Raw genomic sequence first — 16,433 nt, forward strand, 5'->3', positions numbered from 1 at the left:
AATGACGAGGAGACTCGGTGGACCGAGTCGCCCGTGTGGGGAGTTGGTTCAGTGATGGAAGGAGCACTATGAAGGTTCGACCCAGCGTCAAGCCGATCTGTGAGAAGTGCAAGTTGATTCGCAGAGAAGGTAGGGTCCTCGTGATTTGCGAGAACCCGCGTCATAAACAACGGCAAGGATAGATATGGCTCGTATAGCAGGAGTTGATATTCCAAGGGAAAAGCGAGTAGAGATCTCGCTTACCTATATTTTTGGTATCGGTCTTACCACGTCGCAGCAGATCTGTGCGGCAACTGAGGTGAGCCCGGATACTAGGGTGCGTGATCTGACCGATGACGAAGTGCTTCGGCTTCGTACCTACATCGACCAGAACTTGAAGGTTGAGGGTGACCTCCGCAGGGATGTCGACCAGAATATCAAGCGCAAGATCCAGATCGGATGTTACGCCGGTATTCGTCACCGCCGTGGGCTTCCGGTTCATGGACAACGGACGCATACCAATGCACGAACTCGCAAGGGTCCACGCAAGACGGTTGCGGGCAAGAAAAAGGTCAAGCGTTAAGTAGTTCACGCATTGGCGATTGATGAGATTCGCCAGCTGCGTTCTTTGAAGGGAGTTTCATGGCAAAGCCACGACCTGGAGGTAGGAGACCTCGTAAACGGGAGAGGAAGAATATAGCGCGCGGTGTCGCCTATATCCATTCCTCCTTTAACAACACCATTGTCACCATCACCGACCCCACCGGTAACGTTCTTGCGTGGGCGAGTTCGGGCAATGTGGGCTTCAAAGGTAGTCGCAAATCAACCCCGTTCGCCGCACAGGTTGCTGGTGAGACCTGCGCAAAGCGTGCGATGGAACATGGCGTGCGCGAGGTCGATGTCATGTTGAAGGGTCCAGGTTCTGGTCGTGAGACGGCTCATAAGGCGCTCGCATCGGCAGGTATTGAGATTCGGTCGGTGAGGGATGTGACGCCGATCCCGCACAATGGATGCCGACCAAAGAAGAGGAGAAGAGTGTAAGTGGCGCGATATACGGGGCCGGTCTGTCGGCTGTGCCGACGAGAGAAGACCAAGTTGTATCTAAAGGGCCCAAAGTGCGAGAGTGCGAAGTGCCCGATCACGGTCGGTCGGTTCCCTCCGGGGGAACACGGACGGGATCGGCAACGCCAGCCCTCCGAGTACTCGATTCAGTTGCGTGAAAAGCAGAAGGTTCGTCGTACCTATGGAGTGATGGGACGTCAGTTCTCCAAGACCTATGGGGAAGCTGCTAAACAGCGAGGTATCACCGGTGAGCGCCTGCTGCAACTGCTGGAGCTTCGACTCGACAATGTGGTCTACCGTGCGGGATGGGGGTCGTCGCGAGCACAGGCTCGTCAGTTCGTTCGCCACGGTCACATTCTGGTTGACGGGCGACGGGTGGACATCCCTAGCTATCGTGTCCGCGCGACGCAGGAGATCTCCTTGAAGGAGAGCTCACGCTCGCTCGCCGTGATCGAGTTCAACCGTGATATCGTCGCCCGGACAGCGCCCGCGTGGCTCGAGATGGCCCCATCGGGCTTCTCGGCACGGGTGTTGAATACGCCGTTGCGAGAGCAGATCGATCTCGATGTGCGAGAGCAGCTCGTCGTCGAGCTCTTCTCGAAGTAGCCGCGATAGTTGGCAGCTGAAGAGGGCCAACATGGTTAGTAGCGATGAAGTGACTAGTGAAATAAAGAGGAACGAGTAATGCTCATAATTCAGCGACCAAGAGTGGAAGAGGTAGGCGAGGAGACCGCTAATCGTCAGGTCTTCTCCGTAGGCCCGCTTGAACCGGGATTTGGTCACTCTGTTGGCAACGCCCTGCGAAGGGTGTTGTTGTCGTCGGTGCCAGGTGCTGCCATCACGCAGGTACGTTTTGATGACGCACTGCATGAGTTCACGACGATCGCTGGGGTGAAGGAGGATGTGATTGACATTATTCTCAACCTCAAGGACATCGTTCTGCGCTGCTATTCACCGGATCCCGTGACTATTCGGCTCGATGTGAAGGGTCCGGCAACCGTGCATGCGGGAGATTTTATGCTCTCGTCTGAGGTCGAGGTCGTGAATCCGGAGCTCTATGTGGCAACCGTCTCCGATAAGGGAAGACTCGCGTTGGACGTCGTCGTTGAGCAGGGCCGTGGCTACGTGTCTGCGGAGCGCAACAAGCGCACGAACACCATCGGAATCATTCCGATCGATGCTATCTTCTCTCCGATTCGCAACGCGAACTACGTGGTGGAGCCGGTGCGGGTTGGACAGGCCACCGATTACGATCAGGTCATCGTCGACGTTGAGACCGATGGTTCGTTGTCGCCCCGTGAAGCACTCGCGTCAGCCGCCGGTACGCTCACCGGCATCTTCGAGCTCGTCTCGGAGTTGGTAGCGGATGCGAGCCGTCTGGTGGTCGCTGATGAGGTGACGGCAGAGGAGCGGTCTCCCGACTTCGATCTACCGATCGAAGAGCTCGATCTCACCGAGCGACCGAGGAACTGTTTGAAGCGGGCACAGATCAACACGATTGGTGATCTGGTCGACCGAAGCGCCGACGATCTCTTGGCCATTACCAACTTTGGACAAAAGTCGTTGGATGAGGTGGCAGAGAAGTTGGCAGCACGAAATATGTCCCTAAGGAGTGATAGCTAATGGTACCCGGCCGTCCAAAACGAGGCAACCGTCTCGGGAGTGATGCATCCCATCAGCGAGCGATGCTCGCCAATCTCTGTGCATCGTTGATCGCTGCAGAGTCAATCCTGACCACCGATGCCAAGGCCCGTGCACTACGCCCGGTGGTCGAGAAGTTGGTGACGAAAGCCAAGAAGGGTGATCTCCACCAGAGACGACAGGTCATTGCGTTTCTCCGTGATGAGGACGCGACAAAGAAGCTGTTCGATGAGGTCGGGCCACGATATCAAAATCGACAGGGTGGGTATGTGCGGATTCTCAAGCGTGGGCCGCGTCATGGTGACGGTGCGCCCATGGTCGTGATTGAGTTCGTCTAACCACAGCCGGTGAAGTGGGCGCTGGTTCTCGCTTATGATGGATCGCATTTCCATGGTTCAGCGCCTCAACCGCAGGTAGAGACCGTCGTAGGCTCGTTACTACGGGCGCTCTCTCTACTCAAGATCGAGGTTGCCGATCTCGCCCTCGCAGGTCGGACCGACACCGGGGTGCATGCGCGGTTTCAGGTGGTTTCCCTGGCAACCTCCGGCCTCACCCCTGAGTCTTTTCCGCGGCTGCAGGCGATTTTGCCTGAGGGTATCTTTCTCCGCGCAGGGATGAGCGTACCTGAAGGGTTCCATGCCCGCCACTCTGCGCTCTGGAGGCAATACCGCTACCGTATTCGCAGGGCAACACGAGATCCACTCTTTCCGATGGCTTGGCCATTGGCGCAAGGCTTGGATATCTCCGCCATGATTGAGGTCGCTAATTGGCTCGGTTCCGTCGATGAGTTCGATGCGCTTTGTAAGGCCAACAGTGCCGGCGGCTACCGACGTCGACTCCATTCCATTGACATTGTCGAGGGTGAGGGTTTCATTGACATCTCAGTGGTTGGGGTGAGCTTCTGCCATCAGATGATACGACGCATTGTAGGTGCACTTGTCCAGGTTGGGCGCGGCCGATGGCCAGCTGCTCGTGTGGTAGAGGCCGTCGGGTCGCACGATCGCGCGCCACTCTGCGAGTTGGCCCCGTCCCGCGGTCTCTATTTATGGAGGATCGGTTACCAGCCGACCTGGGAGTGGGCGGCAAAAACCGTTTTTGATCGTGGTTTTGACCAAGACTGGGTAGTGATCGACAGGTTGGAGCTTCCCTTTCCCCTAGAATGGAGCGCCGAAGCTCCCTATGACCTGCAGCCGGTTCCAGCGCGAACATGGTATGCACGTGAGCCGGATTTGAGTGAGCCGGATTTGAGTGAGAAAGAGTAAGTATGAAGACGTTTGTAACCACGACCGCTACGGTGGAGCGTGACTGGTGGGTAATAGATGCGCAAGGCTTACGTTTGGGTAGGCTTGCTACGGAGGTGGCGAGCCTTCTCAAGGGTAAACACAAGCCATATTTCGCCCCATATCTGGACTGCGGCGATCATGTCGTGGTGATCAACGCCGACAAGATCCAACTGTCCGGCGCGAAGGCGGAGAAGAAGGTGTACTACCACCACTCCGGCTACCCAGGCGGTCTGCGCGAGTCCAAATTTCTGGAGATGATGGAGAAGCACCCAGAGCGGGCGGTCGAACTTGCCATCAAAGGTATGCTGCCCAAGAATCGCTTAGGGCGCCAGATGTTCCGCAAGCTCAAAGTGTATGCGGGCCCGAGCCACCCACACACGGCTCAGCAGCCGACCGTGCTCGATCTCAGTAATCGCATCAAGGCCTCGTAAGGAGCGAAATGACTACACCTTTGACACAGTCGACTGGTAGGCGCAAGACGGCGACTGCGAGAGTGCGGTTGGTTCCCGGCAACGGTGCTGTGGTGATCAATGGCAAGGAGCTACGCACGTATGTGACCTCAGTATCGCAGCGGGGCCAGCTGGTTGAACCGCTGAAGCTGGTAGAGCTTGACGAGGTCTATGACGTCTATGCCACCGTCGATGGTGGCGGGATCGCTGGTCAGGCGGATGCCATCCGACTCGGTTTGGCACGTGCCATCATCGAGTTGCACCCAGAGCACCGTGCCGCCCTGAAGAAGGAGGGCATGTTGACCAGGGACGCCCGCAAGAAGGAATCCAAGAAGTACGGTCTAAAGAAGGCTCGTAAGGCTCCTCAGTATTCGAAGCGGTAAATGCTCCGCTTTGGAACCGATGGGATTCGCGGTCGCGCGAATCGGGAGCTCACTATGGAGGTCGGTTATTGGCTGGGGGTTGCAATCGCTCACGCGATACAGCCCCCAGCCTTTGTCATCGGGCGAGATACTCGCGAGTCAGGGTACTGGCTGGCCCAGGCGGTAAGCCTCGGGATCGCATCGGCGGGGGTTGATCTTATCGATGGTGGGGTGTTGCCGACGGGGACGCTCTCCTGGGTGGCCCGCACGCTCAGCCGCCCGACGGTGGTGATATCGGCCTCCCATAACCCTTACTTCGATAATGGAATCAAGGTCTTCAACGAACAGGGGGCTAAGGTCTCAGCCGAGGTCGAACGGACGATTGAAGGTCATCTCGCGCGGTTCTTGGGGGGGCAACGGCCTGCATTCGGTGAACTCGGTCGTGTTGAGCATCGCTCCTTCGATGAGGCGTATGTCGATTGGGTCCTCGATCGTCTCGGTCCAGTCACACATCCGTTGCGCGTGGTCATCGATGGTGCCAATGGAGCAGCCTGGCGATTGGGACCGCTGTTGATGTCCCGCCTCGGTGCAGAGGTCGTTACCACCATTGGCGACCGTCCGAATGGGCGTAACATCAACGATGGAGTTGGTGCCTTGCACCCTGAAGTCTTGGCCCGGCTTGTGGTCGACAATGAGGCCGACCTTGGTCTCTGCTTCGATGGCGACGCTGATCGTCTGATTGCGGTCAGCGAGTCAGGGACGGTCGTCGATGGCGATGAACTGCTGATGCTCTTCGCGCTCTATTTGCAGCAACGCCATGCGCTTGCACACAGCGCTTTGGCGGTCACCGTCATGAGCAACCTTGGCCTTGAGCGAACCTTGGCCAGACATGCCATCTCTGTTGTCAGGACTGACGTCGGTGATCGACAGATCGCCACGGCAATGGTGCAGGGGGAGCTCTCTCTGGGTGGTGAGCAGAGTGGGCATATTATCGTACACGACCTTGGTCCTACCGGTGATGGGCTGATCTCCGGAGCGCTATTGTTGCACGCGCTCGCAGACTGGGACGGATCGTTGGATCGTTTCCGTGCCCAAGAGGTGGTACGGTTTCCGCAGATACACCGTCAAGTCAAGACCGAGGTGCGCGACCGCATCCTCTCGGAGGCTGATTTCTTGGAGTTGGTTGCCGAGGTCGAGGCTGAGTTGGGATCTGATGGAAGAGTGGTCTTGCGCCCAAGCGGTACTGAGCCCGTGTTCAGGATTCTTGTCGAAGCAGCGGATGTCGGGGTCGCCCAACGCTTGGCCGATCAGCTCGTTGCAAAGGTGGAGGTCGTCACCGGACGGCTCATGTCGATCTAAAGGAGGTCTTGTCATGTGTGGGATCGTTGGAGCGGTGGGGGCCGAGCTGGATCTTGTCTCGATTTTTGAGGGGCTCCGTCGGCTTGAGTACCGGGGCTACGATTCGGCTGGAGTGGCGATCATCCATCACGGTGAGCTTGAGGTGGCGAAGGCATCGGTAGCCCGTGAGTCAATGGGCGTCCTAGCGGATTGGTTGACAGCTCAGCCTTTCACTACGGGTCAGGTGATGGTGGGGCATACTCGTTGGCCGACGCATGGAGCACCGACCCTAGCGAATACGCATCCTCACCTGGACTGCACAGGGGATATCGCTGTTGTGCACAATGGCATCATCGAGAATTTTCGCGAACTGCGTCAAGCCCTGCTTGAACGGGGACACGTGTTCCGCTCTGAGACCGATTCTGAGGTGATCGCGCACCTTTTGGAGGAGGCTTTGCGCGATGGCGGGCGTCCCGCTGATGCCCTTGGCGCGGTTTTTTCGCAGCTCATTGGGCATATGTCGATCGTCGTTGCGTTGCGTTCGTATCCGGGACTCCTTCTTGGTGTGCGTCGAACGTCTCCGTTGCTCGCTGCGAGCAATGCACAGCAATCCTTTTTCGCCTCGGATGCGCCTGCCTTTCTTTCCCTTGCGGATCAGTTCTATGAAGTGCCCGAGGAGGTGGTGGTGGTCCTGGGCGAGGGAGTCGAGGGTGACGGGGGAGTGGCACTGGCGACGTTAGAGCCACTCGCGATCGAGTGGAGTTCACAGGATGCTGTGCTCGATGGCTTTGCGAGCTACTACGAGATGGAGTTGCATCAGTCGCCCGAGGCCTTCTACGATACGGTCTCAGCGTTGATGACACTTGACCATGAGGCGGTGGTCGATCAACTCTTGATCGACTCCTATGAACTTCGGCGAGTCCGCAAGGTGGTCATCATCGGATGCGGTACGAGCTATCATGCTGGACTGGTAGGCCGTTACTTGGTCGAGCATCTTGCGCGGATCCCTGTCGAGGTCGATGTCGCCTCCGAGTACCGCTACCGTGATCCAATCCTTGATGCGGATACCCTGGTGGTCGGCATCAGTCAGTCAGGAGAGTCGCTCGAGACGATCACCGCTCTGCGCGAATGTATGGCCAGTGGTGCGCGCACCATCGCTATCACCAACGTGATCGGTAGCCAGTTGAGTCGAGTCGCTGACGCCGTGCTCTACACACGGGCAGGTCCCGAGATCTCTGTTGCGTCGACGAAGACCCACCTCGCCCAGATCGGAGCGCTCGGGATGTTGGCCATCTATCTCGGCGAGTTAAAAGGTGTCCTCTACCCGGAGGAGTCCAAGCGACGCCGGCAAGAGCTCCTAGCGATGACCGAGCTCCTGCGCATGACGGTACAACGGCAAGAGAGCTGGCGTGCCGGCATGGCTGAGTATCTTCATCGGGAACGGTTCTTCTTCATCGGGCGTAACCTTCTCTATCCGGTGGCCATGGAGGGGGCATTGAAGATGAAGGAGTTGAGCTATATCGCGGCTGAGGCGTACCCTGCGGGCGAGCTCAAGCACGGCCCGATTGCGATGCTCGACGAGCAGGCAGTGGTCGTGGCGCTTCTTGGCAAGGATCGTCTTCACGAGAAGATGCTCTCCAATCTTGAGGAGGTTCGAGCGCGAGGTGCCAAGCTCGTCGTCGTGGCCGTCGATGGCGACACGAGTCCGACCGATCTCGCTGACACCATCCTCCGGGTGCCCCAATCCGATGCGCTCTGGTCACCGCTATTGATGGTCCTACCCTTGCAGGTGCTAGCTGGTTGGATGGCACAGATACGCGGATACGATCTCGATAAGCCCCGCAACCTCGCCAAGACCGTCACCGTTGAATGACGTCGTCGATCAACTCGGCGAGGATCGCGAGCGAGTGGGCAACGCTAAAGTCACGACGGATGCCTTGATGATCGATGGCCGGCGGTGCACTAAGGACTGTTTCAACGGCGGCGGCAAAGGAGTTGGCGTCGGTGGGTTCGGTGATCGTCGCACCGTAGGGGGCGAGTTCACGTAGCCCGCCGAGGCCACTAATGATCGTGGGAACGCCAAGTGCGAGTGATTCCAGGGGAACGAGACCCAAACCCTCAGGTCGCGTGGAGGGTGCAAGGATGGCCGACGCGGCGGCCATGCGTGTGGCGAGCTTTGTGCTGGAGTCGATTCGGGGTGCCAGCGTGCATCGGCTCGAGGCCTCGATACGTGCCACGAGGGCACGGTGTTCGGGGGTGGGTTCGGTCCAGGGGGAAAAGTTCGCCAGGAAGACCGTCATTGACCTTGGGTGAGCAAGCCGTTCAACGGCGGCAATGGTCTCTTCGACCCCCTTCTTGACCAGCAGCCGATTGGGAAACAATAACCGCTGATCTGATCCATTCCACGGTGGACCGCAGAGAAAGGCTGGATCCACAAAGGGTGGCAAAACCCGGGGAAGCGAGGTGAGTCCGAGATGCTGCTTTGCGTGATGGGCCAAGAAGAGCGATACCGTCGCGACGGTGACCTGGCCAGGAATTGAGGCTGACCCCAATGCGAGTGGTCGTGGTTCCCCGGTAGTCGGGGTCCATGCTTCAACGGTGTTATGGAGGATGAGCACCGTCGGCTTGTCGATCTGGTGGGTCCATTCGGGTCGGTTGTTGATCACTACCACATCGCAGGACTCTACGACTTGAGCGAGGGGCAGACGGCTGTGGTAGGTGGCTTGCGATCCATCATCAAAGCGTGAGACCAGGACGGAGTCGTAACCGTCGAGTCCGGCAGCCCAACCGGTAACGAGTCGTTCAAGTCCACCTGCACTTGGTGTCAGGGGTGCGAGTTCCGTGCCGACAAAACCGATACGTCGAGGTGATGCCATGAATGCAGCGTAGACTCACCAGGCGGTCAGTGTGAGCCTATTTCGTTTGTTATCGAGTTTCGCGATACACTAATGGCAGTTATGATCACTCCAGAGCAGCGCCGAATCGACCCCAACTACCTCATCACGCTTGCGCTTGTCGCCGAGACACACAACCTCTCCGACGCAGCGAAGGAACTTGGCATTTCGCAACCGGGTGTCTCCCAACAACTCAAACACCTCTCGGATGCGGTGGGTCAACGGCTGCACGTCCGCTCTGGACATGGAGTGGAGCTCTCGATTGCTGGCCAGGATCTTGCCCGTCGTGCTCGCGAGGTCTATCGTGCCTATCGCGGTGTTCTCGACTATGTCGACAGCGTGGCAAAGGGCAACGATGGACTGCTGCTGATCGCGGCTTCGAATACGGTATCGGCTTATATTCTCCCACGCTGGCTCGTGCGGTATCGCACAAAATTTCCTGGTGTTGATCTGCGTACACGGTCGCTCAACTCATCCGAGGTGACGGAGTTGGTGATTGCTGGCGAGTTTGAGGTGGGGGTCATCGAGTCTCCATCTGAGGAGCTGCCCGAGAACATGCTCGAGATTATGGTGGGTGGAGATCATCTGGTGTATGTGGTGCGACCAGAGCTCCTCGGTGCGCTTCCGAACCAGATGCTCGGATGGGGCGAGGTGTCACGCATCCCGTTGATCCTTCGCGAGGCGGGCTCCGGTGTGCGACGTGCCACGGAGGAGGCCCTCGGGGCCAGTGGATTAGCGCCGCGTTTGGCGATCGAGTTGGCCGGCGGTGAGGCGGTCAAGGAGGCGATTCTTCAGGGCGTTGGCGGTGGGTTCCTCTCCTCGCTCGCGGTGGTGCGAGAGGTCGCTGCGCACGAGTTGGTTCGGGTAGAGATTCGCGAATTGGCACCGATAGCTCGGCGATTCAGGATCATTTCGCGGGCTCGAGAGACACTTTCGACGCCGGCTGCACGGTTTGTGGAGACGGCGGAGATGGTCGGGGCACCTGAGATCGAGTGAGAATCCGCACCGGCATCGACGCCGTTGAGGTGCCTCGGTTTCGAGTCGCCCTCGAGCGTACTCCTCAGATCGTTGAGCGCCTCTTCACGCAGGCGGAGTTCGATTCTGTATCCGGGCGTCCAGAGAGCCTCGCCGCTCGTTTTGCGGTCAAAGAGGCGACGATGAAACTGCTAGGGGTGGGCCTAGGGTCGGTGCGGTTCCAGGAGATCGAGACCCTGCGGCTGCCCTCTGGAGCGCCTGTTCTGAAACTGTCGGGAGGCGCAGCCCAACGCGCTGGAGATGGTGGCTTTGTCGAGTTTTCGTTGAGTTTAACGCACACCAAGATGCTTGCGATTGCCCATGTGGTTGCGCTAATCGAGGAGTAATGGTCGACGGCTAGGCTCATGTGACGGAGTTGAGTCGGGAGGTCGTTGTCGTGGATCCAGTAGTCTCAGTAGCAGAGGTCGCGAAGTTTGATCGCGAATTAGCGGAACAAGGGGCGACGTCTGCGGTGATCGATCGGGTGGGGTATGCACTCGCACAGACGGCGATCTCACTCCTCGGTGGGACCTATGGCCGTCGCGTGCTGATCGTCGCTGGGCGTGGTAACAACGGGAACGACGGGCGGAGCATGGGGCGCCATCTCAACCGACTCGGGGTGTCGACCCTGGTGGTCGAGCCCGAGGCGATGCCGCTGCTCTCGATGGGTCCCCAGCCAGATCTCGTGGTTGATGCGATCCTTGGAACGGGTCTGACTCGGCCCTTTGACCCACCAAAGTTGCCTGACGGGGTCCCAGTACTCTCCGTTGATCTTCCTTCTGGGATCTCCGCTGACACCGGAGAACTCGTCGGCGAGGCGATCTATGCAGACTACACCGCGGTTATCGGTGCGCTCAAGTTTGGTCATCTTTTTGGGCCAGGTCGTGAGCGCTCGGGTCGGCTGGTGCGTATCCTCCCAGAGCTGCGTCCTGTGGATTCGCGTTGCTATCTGGTGACAGCCCGTGATCTTGGCGCTGTCATCCCAGAGGTGCCCGCCCAGAGTCACAAGTGGTCGGCGGGTGTCATGGTCGTTGGCGGTTCAGCTGGTATGCGTGGTTCAGCAGGCTTTGGTGCGGGAGGCGCAATGGCGGTTGGTGCGGGGATGGTGCACCTGGTGACGCGGGCTGAGCCGAGTGAGATGATCGATCACCCGAGCGAAGTCGTCGTCGATCGGCTCGAGTCCTACTTTGCGGAGCCGGTCGTCGCCGCCTCCAGACGCTTTCGTTCCATCGTGCTGGGGCCGGGCCTTGGGGGTTCCCTGCAGATTGGGAACTTCGTTCGCCGTCTTCTGGTCGATACGGACTGCCCGATCGTTCTCGATGCGGATGGGTTGACCTGTTTTCGTGACACGGCAAACCTTGCTCGAACGCTCACACGCCGGCGAGCTCCGACCATTTTGACACCGCATCATGGTGAGTTTGAACGTGTTTTTGGTCCGATCGAGGGCTCCCCAGTCGTAGCCTGTTCGCAGGCGGCCATCGATACCGGTGCGGTCGTCCTTTTGAAGGGATCACCGACGATCATCGCTGATCCATCGGGTGCGGTCGCCCTGTCAGCTGTTGGAACGGCCAAACTGGCGAGCGCCGGGACTGGTGATGTGCTCGCTGGAGTCATCGCCGGGCTCCTTGCACAAGGGATGTCTGCTTATGAGGCCGCCTGGGTTGGGGCCTACCTACACGGCGCGGCTGGTGCGGGTGTGGCCACCGGCAAAGTGACGGCGACGTCGCTTGTTGAGGCCATCGCACGCTATTACGGGAGTCTCAATTGCGTGTCGCCCGCGCAGGAATTGCTTCGGTGATCACCTCCTCGCGTCGACCGACCTATGCCGAAGTCGATCTGGTGGCGGTACGTGAGAACGTCGCGCGTCTCCATTCCCTCGCACGGAGTGCCAACGCACGGGTCCGGCTTGGCGCGGTGGTGAAGGCTGATGCCTATGGTCATGGTGCCGAGAGGGTCTCCGCTGCCGCGGCTCTGGGTGGCGCTGACGTCTTTTTTGTGGCCACTCTCGACGAGGCGATCGCGCTGCGTACACACCTCGGGCAGTTGCCGATTGTGCTCCTTGGAGAGCCGGACCCCTCTCTGCTTGGTGAGACCATCAGACATCGGATCACCCCTACGATCCATACGACCAAGACCCTCACTTCGATGATCGAAGAGGTAGAGGCGCTCTCTCGGCGTGATCGCGCCCAGTATGAACCGACTCTGCAACTCGAAGTGGAGACTGGTCTGCATCGATTGGGCAGCGAGGCGGGCGAGGTCCTCATCATGGCCCAGGCGGCCCAGGAGGCCGGTATCGGGGTGACGGGGATCTACTCGCACTTGGCCAGGGCAGATGAAGGAGAGCCCGGCGAAGAGAGCGTGCTCGCGCAGGTTGTGCGTCTTCAAGAGGTCTATCAGGGTGTGGTCGGCGTGCTTGAGGTACCGCCACTGCTACATCTTGCCAATACCGCAGGCCTCATCAACTACCCACAGACCGGTTTTGATCTGATCCGTCTCGGGATCGGCATGTACGGTTATGGTGTCAGCGAAGTCGCCGTCCGACCAGTGCTGCGGCTCGTGAGCCGGGTAACGAGGCTCCATCAACTCGACGAGGCCAGTGGAGTCTCGTACGGGCATCGGCGCTGGTACCCCGCGGGGACGTCGATCGCGACGATTCCCATCGGCTACGCTGATGGGTTTCGCCGTGGACTCTTCGAGGCTGGTGGTCAGGTGTTGATCCGAGGAACGCGTCATCCCCTGGCCGGCGTGGTGGCGATGGATCATCTGATGGTGGCTGTGACGGATTCTTCAGTTGTGGTCGGTGATGAGGTCGTGCTGATCGGTGCACAGGGTTCGGAGTTTATCGGAGCTGATGAACTCGCCACTCGCCTCTCCACCATCAGTTATGAGATCCTGACTGGTATCAGCGATCGTGTCCCGAGGAGGTATCGTGGCTGACTCCATTGCACTCCTGCGCGCACAGGCGCTCGTCTGTCAGTCGTGTGGGTTGGCCGAGACCCGTACGCAGGTCGTGGTCGGTGAGGGTGAGGTACCTAGTGACCTGATGATCATCGGAGAGGGTCCTGGGGCGCGGGAGGATGAACTGGGTCGCCCCTTTGTAGGAAGGTCAGGGAAGCTTCTGGATCGGTTGATTCAGGAGGAACTTGGGCGCACCCGAGACCAGCTCTATATCACCAATGTCGTGAAGTGTCGCCCTCCAAACAACCGCGATCCCCTGCCCGACGAGATGCATGCCTGTGCCCCATGGCTTGAACGTCAGATCGTGTTAGTGCAGCCGCGGGTCATACTCCTGCTTGGCAAGACCGCCGCCTCTCGTGTCCTTGGTGTGACGGGGTCGTTGGCTGCGGTGCGGGGTCGCGGGCATGATCGCAACGGCGTCATCGTCATCCCGACCTATCACCCCGCCTACGTCTTGCGAGGTGGGGCTACGCGCCTGACGGAGATGCGAGTGGATTTTGCACGGGCTCGCGTAACACTTGCTGGAGGGTTGCGTGCGACGTGAGTTGGCAACGCCCGCGGAGATGGTTGCGTTTGGTCGCCGGTTTGGAACGACGTTGGTCGCCGGTGACCTCATTCTGTTGACGGGGGAGTTGGGCGCGGGTAAGACCACCTTTACCCAGGGGGTGGCCGATGGCCTCGGTATCGAGAGGCCGGTGACCTCTCCGACCTTTGTGACCGTGAAGTGCTATTCCCTTGCACAAGGAGGCGAGCTCTACCACGTCGATCTCTACCGCGTGCATGACCCTGACTACCTCCAGGACCAAGGTATCCTGGAGGAGCTGGATCGGGGCGCGATCGTGATTGTCGAGTGGGCAGAACATGGACGTGTACTCGAAGAGTATGAACGCCTGGCGATTACCATCATGGTCCAAGAGAGTGGGCGCATGATGGAGTTTGAGGGAACACCTGATTGGCAGGAGCGTCTGCGATGGCTACGTTGAATACCCCATTGACCATTTTGGTCGATTGTGCGACTCGTCCCGGGCGGATTGTCGCTCGTCGGGACGGGACGGACAGCGAACGATTCATAGGTGATCGTCCACTTGGCACGCTCGCGAGTACCGTTGAAGAACTCACCGAGGGCGATGCTATCGCGTTACTGGCGCTGGTAACTGGTCCAGGGCCACTGTTACCCTTGCGCAGCGCGGCGGCTTTTGTACGCCTTCTGGCCTGGTCGAGGGGGGTTCCCGTCGTGAGTTTCCGATCGCTCGATCCGTTGGCTCAGGACCTTGCGAGCGTTCTGGGTGCGACACAACGTGGCCTCATCCTTGAACCGCTGGGCCGCAACAAGATACTCCAGGTCGAGGTTCGTGCGGGCCAGGTCCAGGCGATCGATCATGTACGTGTGCTAGCTCCGGCTGATCTGTCGATTGAACCTCATGATCTGGTAGCCGGTCAGTTGCGTGAGGAGGGGCGCCGATGGGGTGCGGAACTCTTTGAGGCGAAGCACAATTTGGTGGACTACGCGGTCACACGCTTCCGGCGCGGGGCGGTGAGCGATCTTGGAGATCTACGTGCCTGGTATGTGAAGGATTCTGGTGTTCGACGGGGTTTTGACGTGCGCTTAGCTGATGGGTCAATCGGTAGGGTCGGTCGCCAATCATGACCGTGCGTATCATGGCGATGCAAGAACAACACCTCGATGAAGTGGTACGGATCGAGCAGGAAATCTCCGGCATTCCTTGGAGCCGGCGACTCTTTGAGGAGGAGATTACTCGAGGCAAAGATCGGCGGTACCGCGTTGCGGTCACGGAGGAGGGTGACCAGCTGCTGGGCTATTTGGGCATGCTCTACATCATCGACGAGGCACACATAGCCACCGTCGGGGTGGATCCTCATCACTGGGGCCACAAGGTGGCGACCCGCCTAGTCCTCGATGCGCTTGACGCCGCCCGTGTGGAGGGAATCAAGGACTGCACGCTAGAGGTGCGCGCCCATAATGACCGTGCCAAACGCCTCTACCAGCGCTTTGGTTTTGCTCCGGTGGCGCTCCGACGAGCGTACTACCATGACAACGGCGAGGATGCGATCATCATGTGGCTCTATGATCTTGATGCTCCTGGTGAGTTGGCCCGGCGTCGGGGGATCACTGAGACGCTCGCCCAGGATGGGCAGATCCATGATTGAGAACCCCATCAACACTGTCAGCACACAAGCTCCCAGCATGCAGCTACGACTTGTCGACGCTGGTGTCATCTTGGGTATCGAGACTTCATGCGATGAGACCGCGGTGGCGGTACTATCGGGGACGACTGTGCTCTCGTCGATTATTCAATCCCAGATCGAAATTCATGCATCGTTTGGCGGGGTGGTGCCTGAGTTGGCTGCGCGTGCTCATGATCACGCGATCCTCACGACGATTCGCACCGCCCTCGATGAGGCACATCTGGGCCTCGATCAACTCGACGCGATAGCGGTGACCAACGGTCCTGGCCTGCCTGGAGCGCTGATGGTGGGAGTCGGAAGTGCCCAAGGCCTCGCGCTCGGAAGACATCTTCCACTCTATCCAGTGGATCATATGGAGGGTCATCTGTTCGCGGCGGCTCTCGAGGCGCCGGTTGAGCTGCCGGCGTTGGTGCTACTCGTCTCTGGCGGGCATACCGAGATGATCAGAGTGGAGGCGCCTGGTGTGTATCGACTGATCGGAAGGACTAAGGATGACGCAGCCGGTGAGGCCTTTGATAAGGTGGCTCGTCTGTTGGATCTCGGCTACCCAGGAGGGCCAGCGATTGAACGAGTGGCTCAGGAGGCGCCGGTACCGAGTATCAGTTTTCCTCGCGGGTTGCGGGGTGAGGGACTTGACTTCTCCTTCTCGGGTTTGAAGACGGCGGTGATGTCGTTCGTGAGGACGCATCCTGAGGTGGGGGCGGTTGAAATTGCGACCGCATTCCAGATCGCTGCCGTAGATGCGCTGGTGATCAAGGTCGATCGCGCGCTCTCTCTTGCACCCTATGCGTCGGTCGTGCTCGGTGGTGGCGTCGCTGCTAACGAACTGTTGCGTACCAGGATCCGCCAGGTCGCCGCTGATCGCGGTATCGTTGGGGCGATTCCCGCGAAGCGATACTGCACCGATAACGGAGCGATGATCGCTGCTGCTGCTGCCTTTCACCGTTCGATGGGGGATCCAGGTGTCAGCGCCGTCGATGCAGATCCGGGGCGCACCCTTATCGAGGGTGTGTAGACGCAGAGAACCTTGGCAGCGACTTCGCATGATGCTTGCTGCTCTATCTGGGTTAAGCGCGTTCTCTGTTGCGAGAAAACTTGCCTGTGAGGATGGAAGTTAGCACTCGAGGCACTAGAGTGCTAGTTGGCCAATAGGTGGCAAGTTAACTCAAACAAGGAGGCAAAACAGAATGAATCTCCATCCCTTAGAGGATCGGATCGTGGTCCGTCCAGCAGAGTCCGAAGAGC

The 16,433-nt window shown here is 59.1% G+C and carries 21 protein-coding genes; 20 read left to right on the forward strand and 1 reads right to left on the reverse strand.

From position 1 onward, the window contains the following. The first annotated feature begins 68 nt into the window (after nt 1–68). The 11 genes from rpmJ (at nt 69) to glmS (ending at nt 7,987) form a co-directional block, all read left to right on the forward strand. Nucleotides 69–182 carry a 50S ribosomal protein L36 gene (gene rpmJ / locus M7439_RS11430; RefSeq protein WP_081901038.1) on the forward strand — a complete coding sequence of 38 codons (114 nt, stop codon included), beginning with the start codon at nt 69–71 and terminating at the stop codon, nt 180–182. 2 nt (nt 183–184) lie between these two features. Beyond that, complete coding sequence (rpsM, locus tag M7439_RS11435) at nt 185–562, forward strand: 30S ribosomal protein S13 (protein WP_298336876.1); 378 nt, start codon at nt 185–187, stop codon at nt 560–562. 59 nt (nt 563–621) lie between these two features. Next, the gene (rpsK, locus tag M7439_RS11440) at nt 622–1,020 is read left to right on the forward strand and encodes a 30S ribosomal protein S11 (protein WP_035389048.1); all 399 of its coding nucleotides are present in this window, start codon (nt 622–624) and stop codon (nt 1,018–1,020) included. Continuing rightward, a complete protein-coding gene (rpsD, locus tag M7439_RS11445; protein ID WP_298343248.1) occupies nt 1,021–1,647 on the forward strand; it encodes a 30S ribosomal protein S4 in 627 nt (208 codons plus the stop codon). A gap of 78 nt (nt 1,648–1,725) precedes the next feature. After that, the gene (locus tag M7439_RS11450) at nt 1,726–2,664 is read left to right on the forward strand and encodes a DNA-directed RNA polymerase subunit alpha (protein WP_298336880.1); all 939 of its coding nucleotides are present in this window, start codon (nt 1,726–1,728) and stop codon (nt 2,662–2,664) included. Further along, a complete protein-coding gene (rplQ, locus tag M7439_RS11455) occupies nt 2,664–3,020 on the forward strand; it encodes a 50S ribosomal protein L17 (RefSeq protein WP_298208868.1) in 357 nt (118 codons plus the stop codon). Before M7439_RS11450 ends, rplQ begins: the two co-directional genes overlap by 1 nt. A 9-nt stretch (nt 3,021–3,029) precedes the next feature. Beyond that, nucleotides 3,030–3,944: a tRNA pseudouridine(38-40) synthase TruA gene (truA, locus tag M7439_RS11460; protein WP_298343251.1), complete on the forward strand. Its 915-nt coding sequence runs from the start codon at nt 3,030–3,032 to the stop codon at nt 3,942–3,944. A 2-nt stretch (nt 3,945–3,946) separates the two neighbouring features. Next, nucleotides 3,947–4,396, forward strand: a complete 450-nt coding sequence (rplM, locus tag M7439_RS11465; RefSeq protein ID WP_298343255.1) for a 50S ribosomal protein L13 — start codon at nt 3,947–3,949, stop codon at nt 4,394–4,396. 8 nt (nt 4,397–4,404) lie between these two features. Further along, nucleotides 4,405–4,797, forward strand: a complete 393-nt coding sequence (gene rpsI / locus M7439_RS11470; RefSeq protein ID WP_298336886.1) for a 30S ribosomal protein S9 — start codon at nt 4,405–4,407, stop codon at nt 4,795–4,797. Further along, nucleotides 4,798–6,135, forward strand: coding sequence for a hypothetical protein (locus M7439_RS11475; RefSeq protein WP_298343258.1), 1,338 nt, complete (start codon nt 4,798–4,800; stop codon nt 6,133–6,135). It abuts the gene before it with no gap. Between the two features lie 13 nt (nt 6,136–6,148). Then, the gene (glmS, locus tag M7439_RS11480; protein WP_298343263.1) at nt 6,149–7,987 is read left to right on the forward strand and encodes a glutamine--fructose-6-phosphate transaminase (isomerizing); all 1,839 of its coding nucleotides are present in this window, start codon (nt 6,149–6,151) and stop codon (nt 7,985–7,987) included. Here the strand turns inward: glmS and M7439_RS11485 are convergent. Next, the gene (locus M7439_RS11485; RefSeq protein ID WP_298343266.1) at nt 7,974–8,990 is read right to left on the reverse strand and encodes a glycosyltransferase family 4 protein; all 1,017 of its coding nucleotides are present in this window, start codon (nt 8,988–8,990) and stop codon (nt 7,974–7,976) included. The genes glmS and M7439_RS11485 overlap by 14 nt on opposite strands. A 72-nt stretch (nt 8,991–9,062) precedes the next feature. Here M7439_RS11485 and M7439_RS11490 point away from each other — a divergent pair, with 72 nt between their 5' ends. Genes M7439_RS11490 through tsaD form a run of 9 tightly spaced genes read left to right on the forward strand, consistent with a single transcriptional unit; the run spans nt 9,063 to nt 16,203 of the window. Next, nucleotides 9,063–10,004, forward strand: coding sequence for a LysR family transcriptional regulator (locus M7439_RS11490; protein ID WP_298343269.1), 942 nt, complete (start codon nt 9,063–9,065; stop codon nt 10,002–10,004). Further along, complete coding sequence (gene acpS / locus M7439_RS11495) at nt 10,001–10,369, forward strand: holo-ACP synthase (protein WP_298343273.1); 369 nt, start codon at nt 10,001–10,003, stop codon at nt 10,367–10,369. Before M7439_RS11490 ends, acpS begins: the two co-directional genes overlap by 4 nt. A gap of 20 nt (nt 10,370–10,389) precedes the next feature. Then, nucleotides 10,390–11,820: an NAD(P)H-hydrate dehydratase gene (locus M7439_RS11500; RefSeq protein ID WP_298343276.1), complete on the forward strand. Its 1,431-nt coding sequence runs from the start codon at nt 10,390–10,392 to the stop codon at nt 11,818–11,820. Further along, complete coding sequence (gene alr / locus M7439_RS11505) at nt 11,787–12,959, forward strand: alanine racemase (RefSeq protein ID WP_298442484.1); 1,173 nt, start codon at nt 11,787–11,789, stop codon at nt 12,957–12,959. The genes M7439_RS11500 and alr overlap by 34 nt, the downstream gene beginning before the upstream one ends. Next, nucleotides 12,952–13,524, forward strand: a complete 573-nt coding sequence (locus tag M7439_RS11510) for a uracil-DNA glycosylase (RefSeq protein WP_298343282.1) — start codon at nt 12,952–12,954, stop codon at nt 13,522–13,524. Before alr ends, M7439_RS11510 begins: the two co-directional genes overlap by 8 nt. Then, entirely contained in the window at nt 13,514–13,963 is a 450-nt protein-coding gene (tsaE, locus tag M7439_RS11515) for a tRNA (adenosine(37)-N6)-threonylcarbamoyltransferase complex ATPase subunit type 1 TsaE (protein WP_298343285.1), read from the forward strand. Before M7439_RS11510 ends, tsaE begins: the two co-directional genes overlap by 11 nt. Beyond that, nucleotides 13,951–14,628, forward strand: a complete 678-nt coding sequence (locus tag M7439_RS11520) for a hypothetical protein (protein ID WP_298343288.1) — start codon at nt 13,951–13,953, stop codon at nt 14,626–14,628. The genes tsaE and M7439_RS11520 overlap by 13 nt, the downstream gene beginning before the upstream one ends. Beyond that, the gene (rimI, locus tag M7439_RS11525) at nt 14,625–15,149 is read left to right on the forward strand and encodes a ribosomal protein S18-alanine N-acetyltransferase (protein ID WP_298343290.1); all 525 of its coding nucleotides are present in this window, start codon (nt 14,625–14,627) and stop codon (nt 15,147–15,149) included. The genes M7439_RS11520 and rimI overlap by 4 nt, the downstream gene beginning before the upstream one ends. Next, the gene (gene tsaD, locus M7439_RS11530) at nt 15,142–16,203 is read left to right on the forward strand and encodes a tRNA (adenosine(37)-N6)-threonylcarbamoyltransferase complex transferase subunit TsaD (protein WP_298343293.1); all 1,062 of its coding nucleotides are present in this window, start codon (nt 15,142–15,144) and stop codon (nt 16,201–16,203) included. Before rimI ends, tsaD begins: the two co-directional genes overlap by 8 nt. Nucleotides 16,204–16,433 lie beyond the last annotated feature (230 nt).

The organism is Ferrimicrobium sp., assembly GCF_027319265.1.
Lineage (GTDB): Bacteria > Actinomycetota > Acidimicrobiia > Acidimicrobiales > Acidimicrobiaceae > Ferrimicrobium.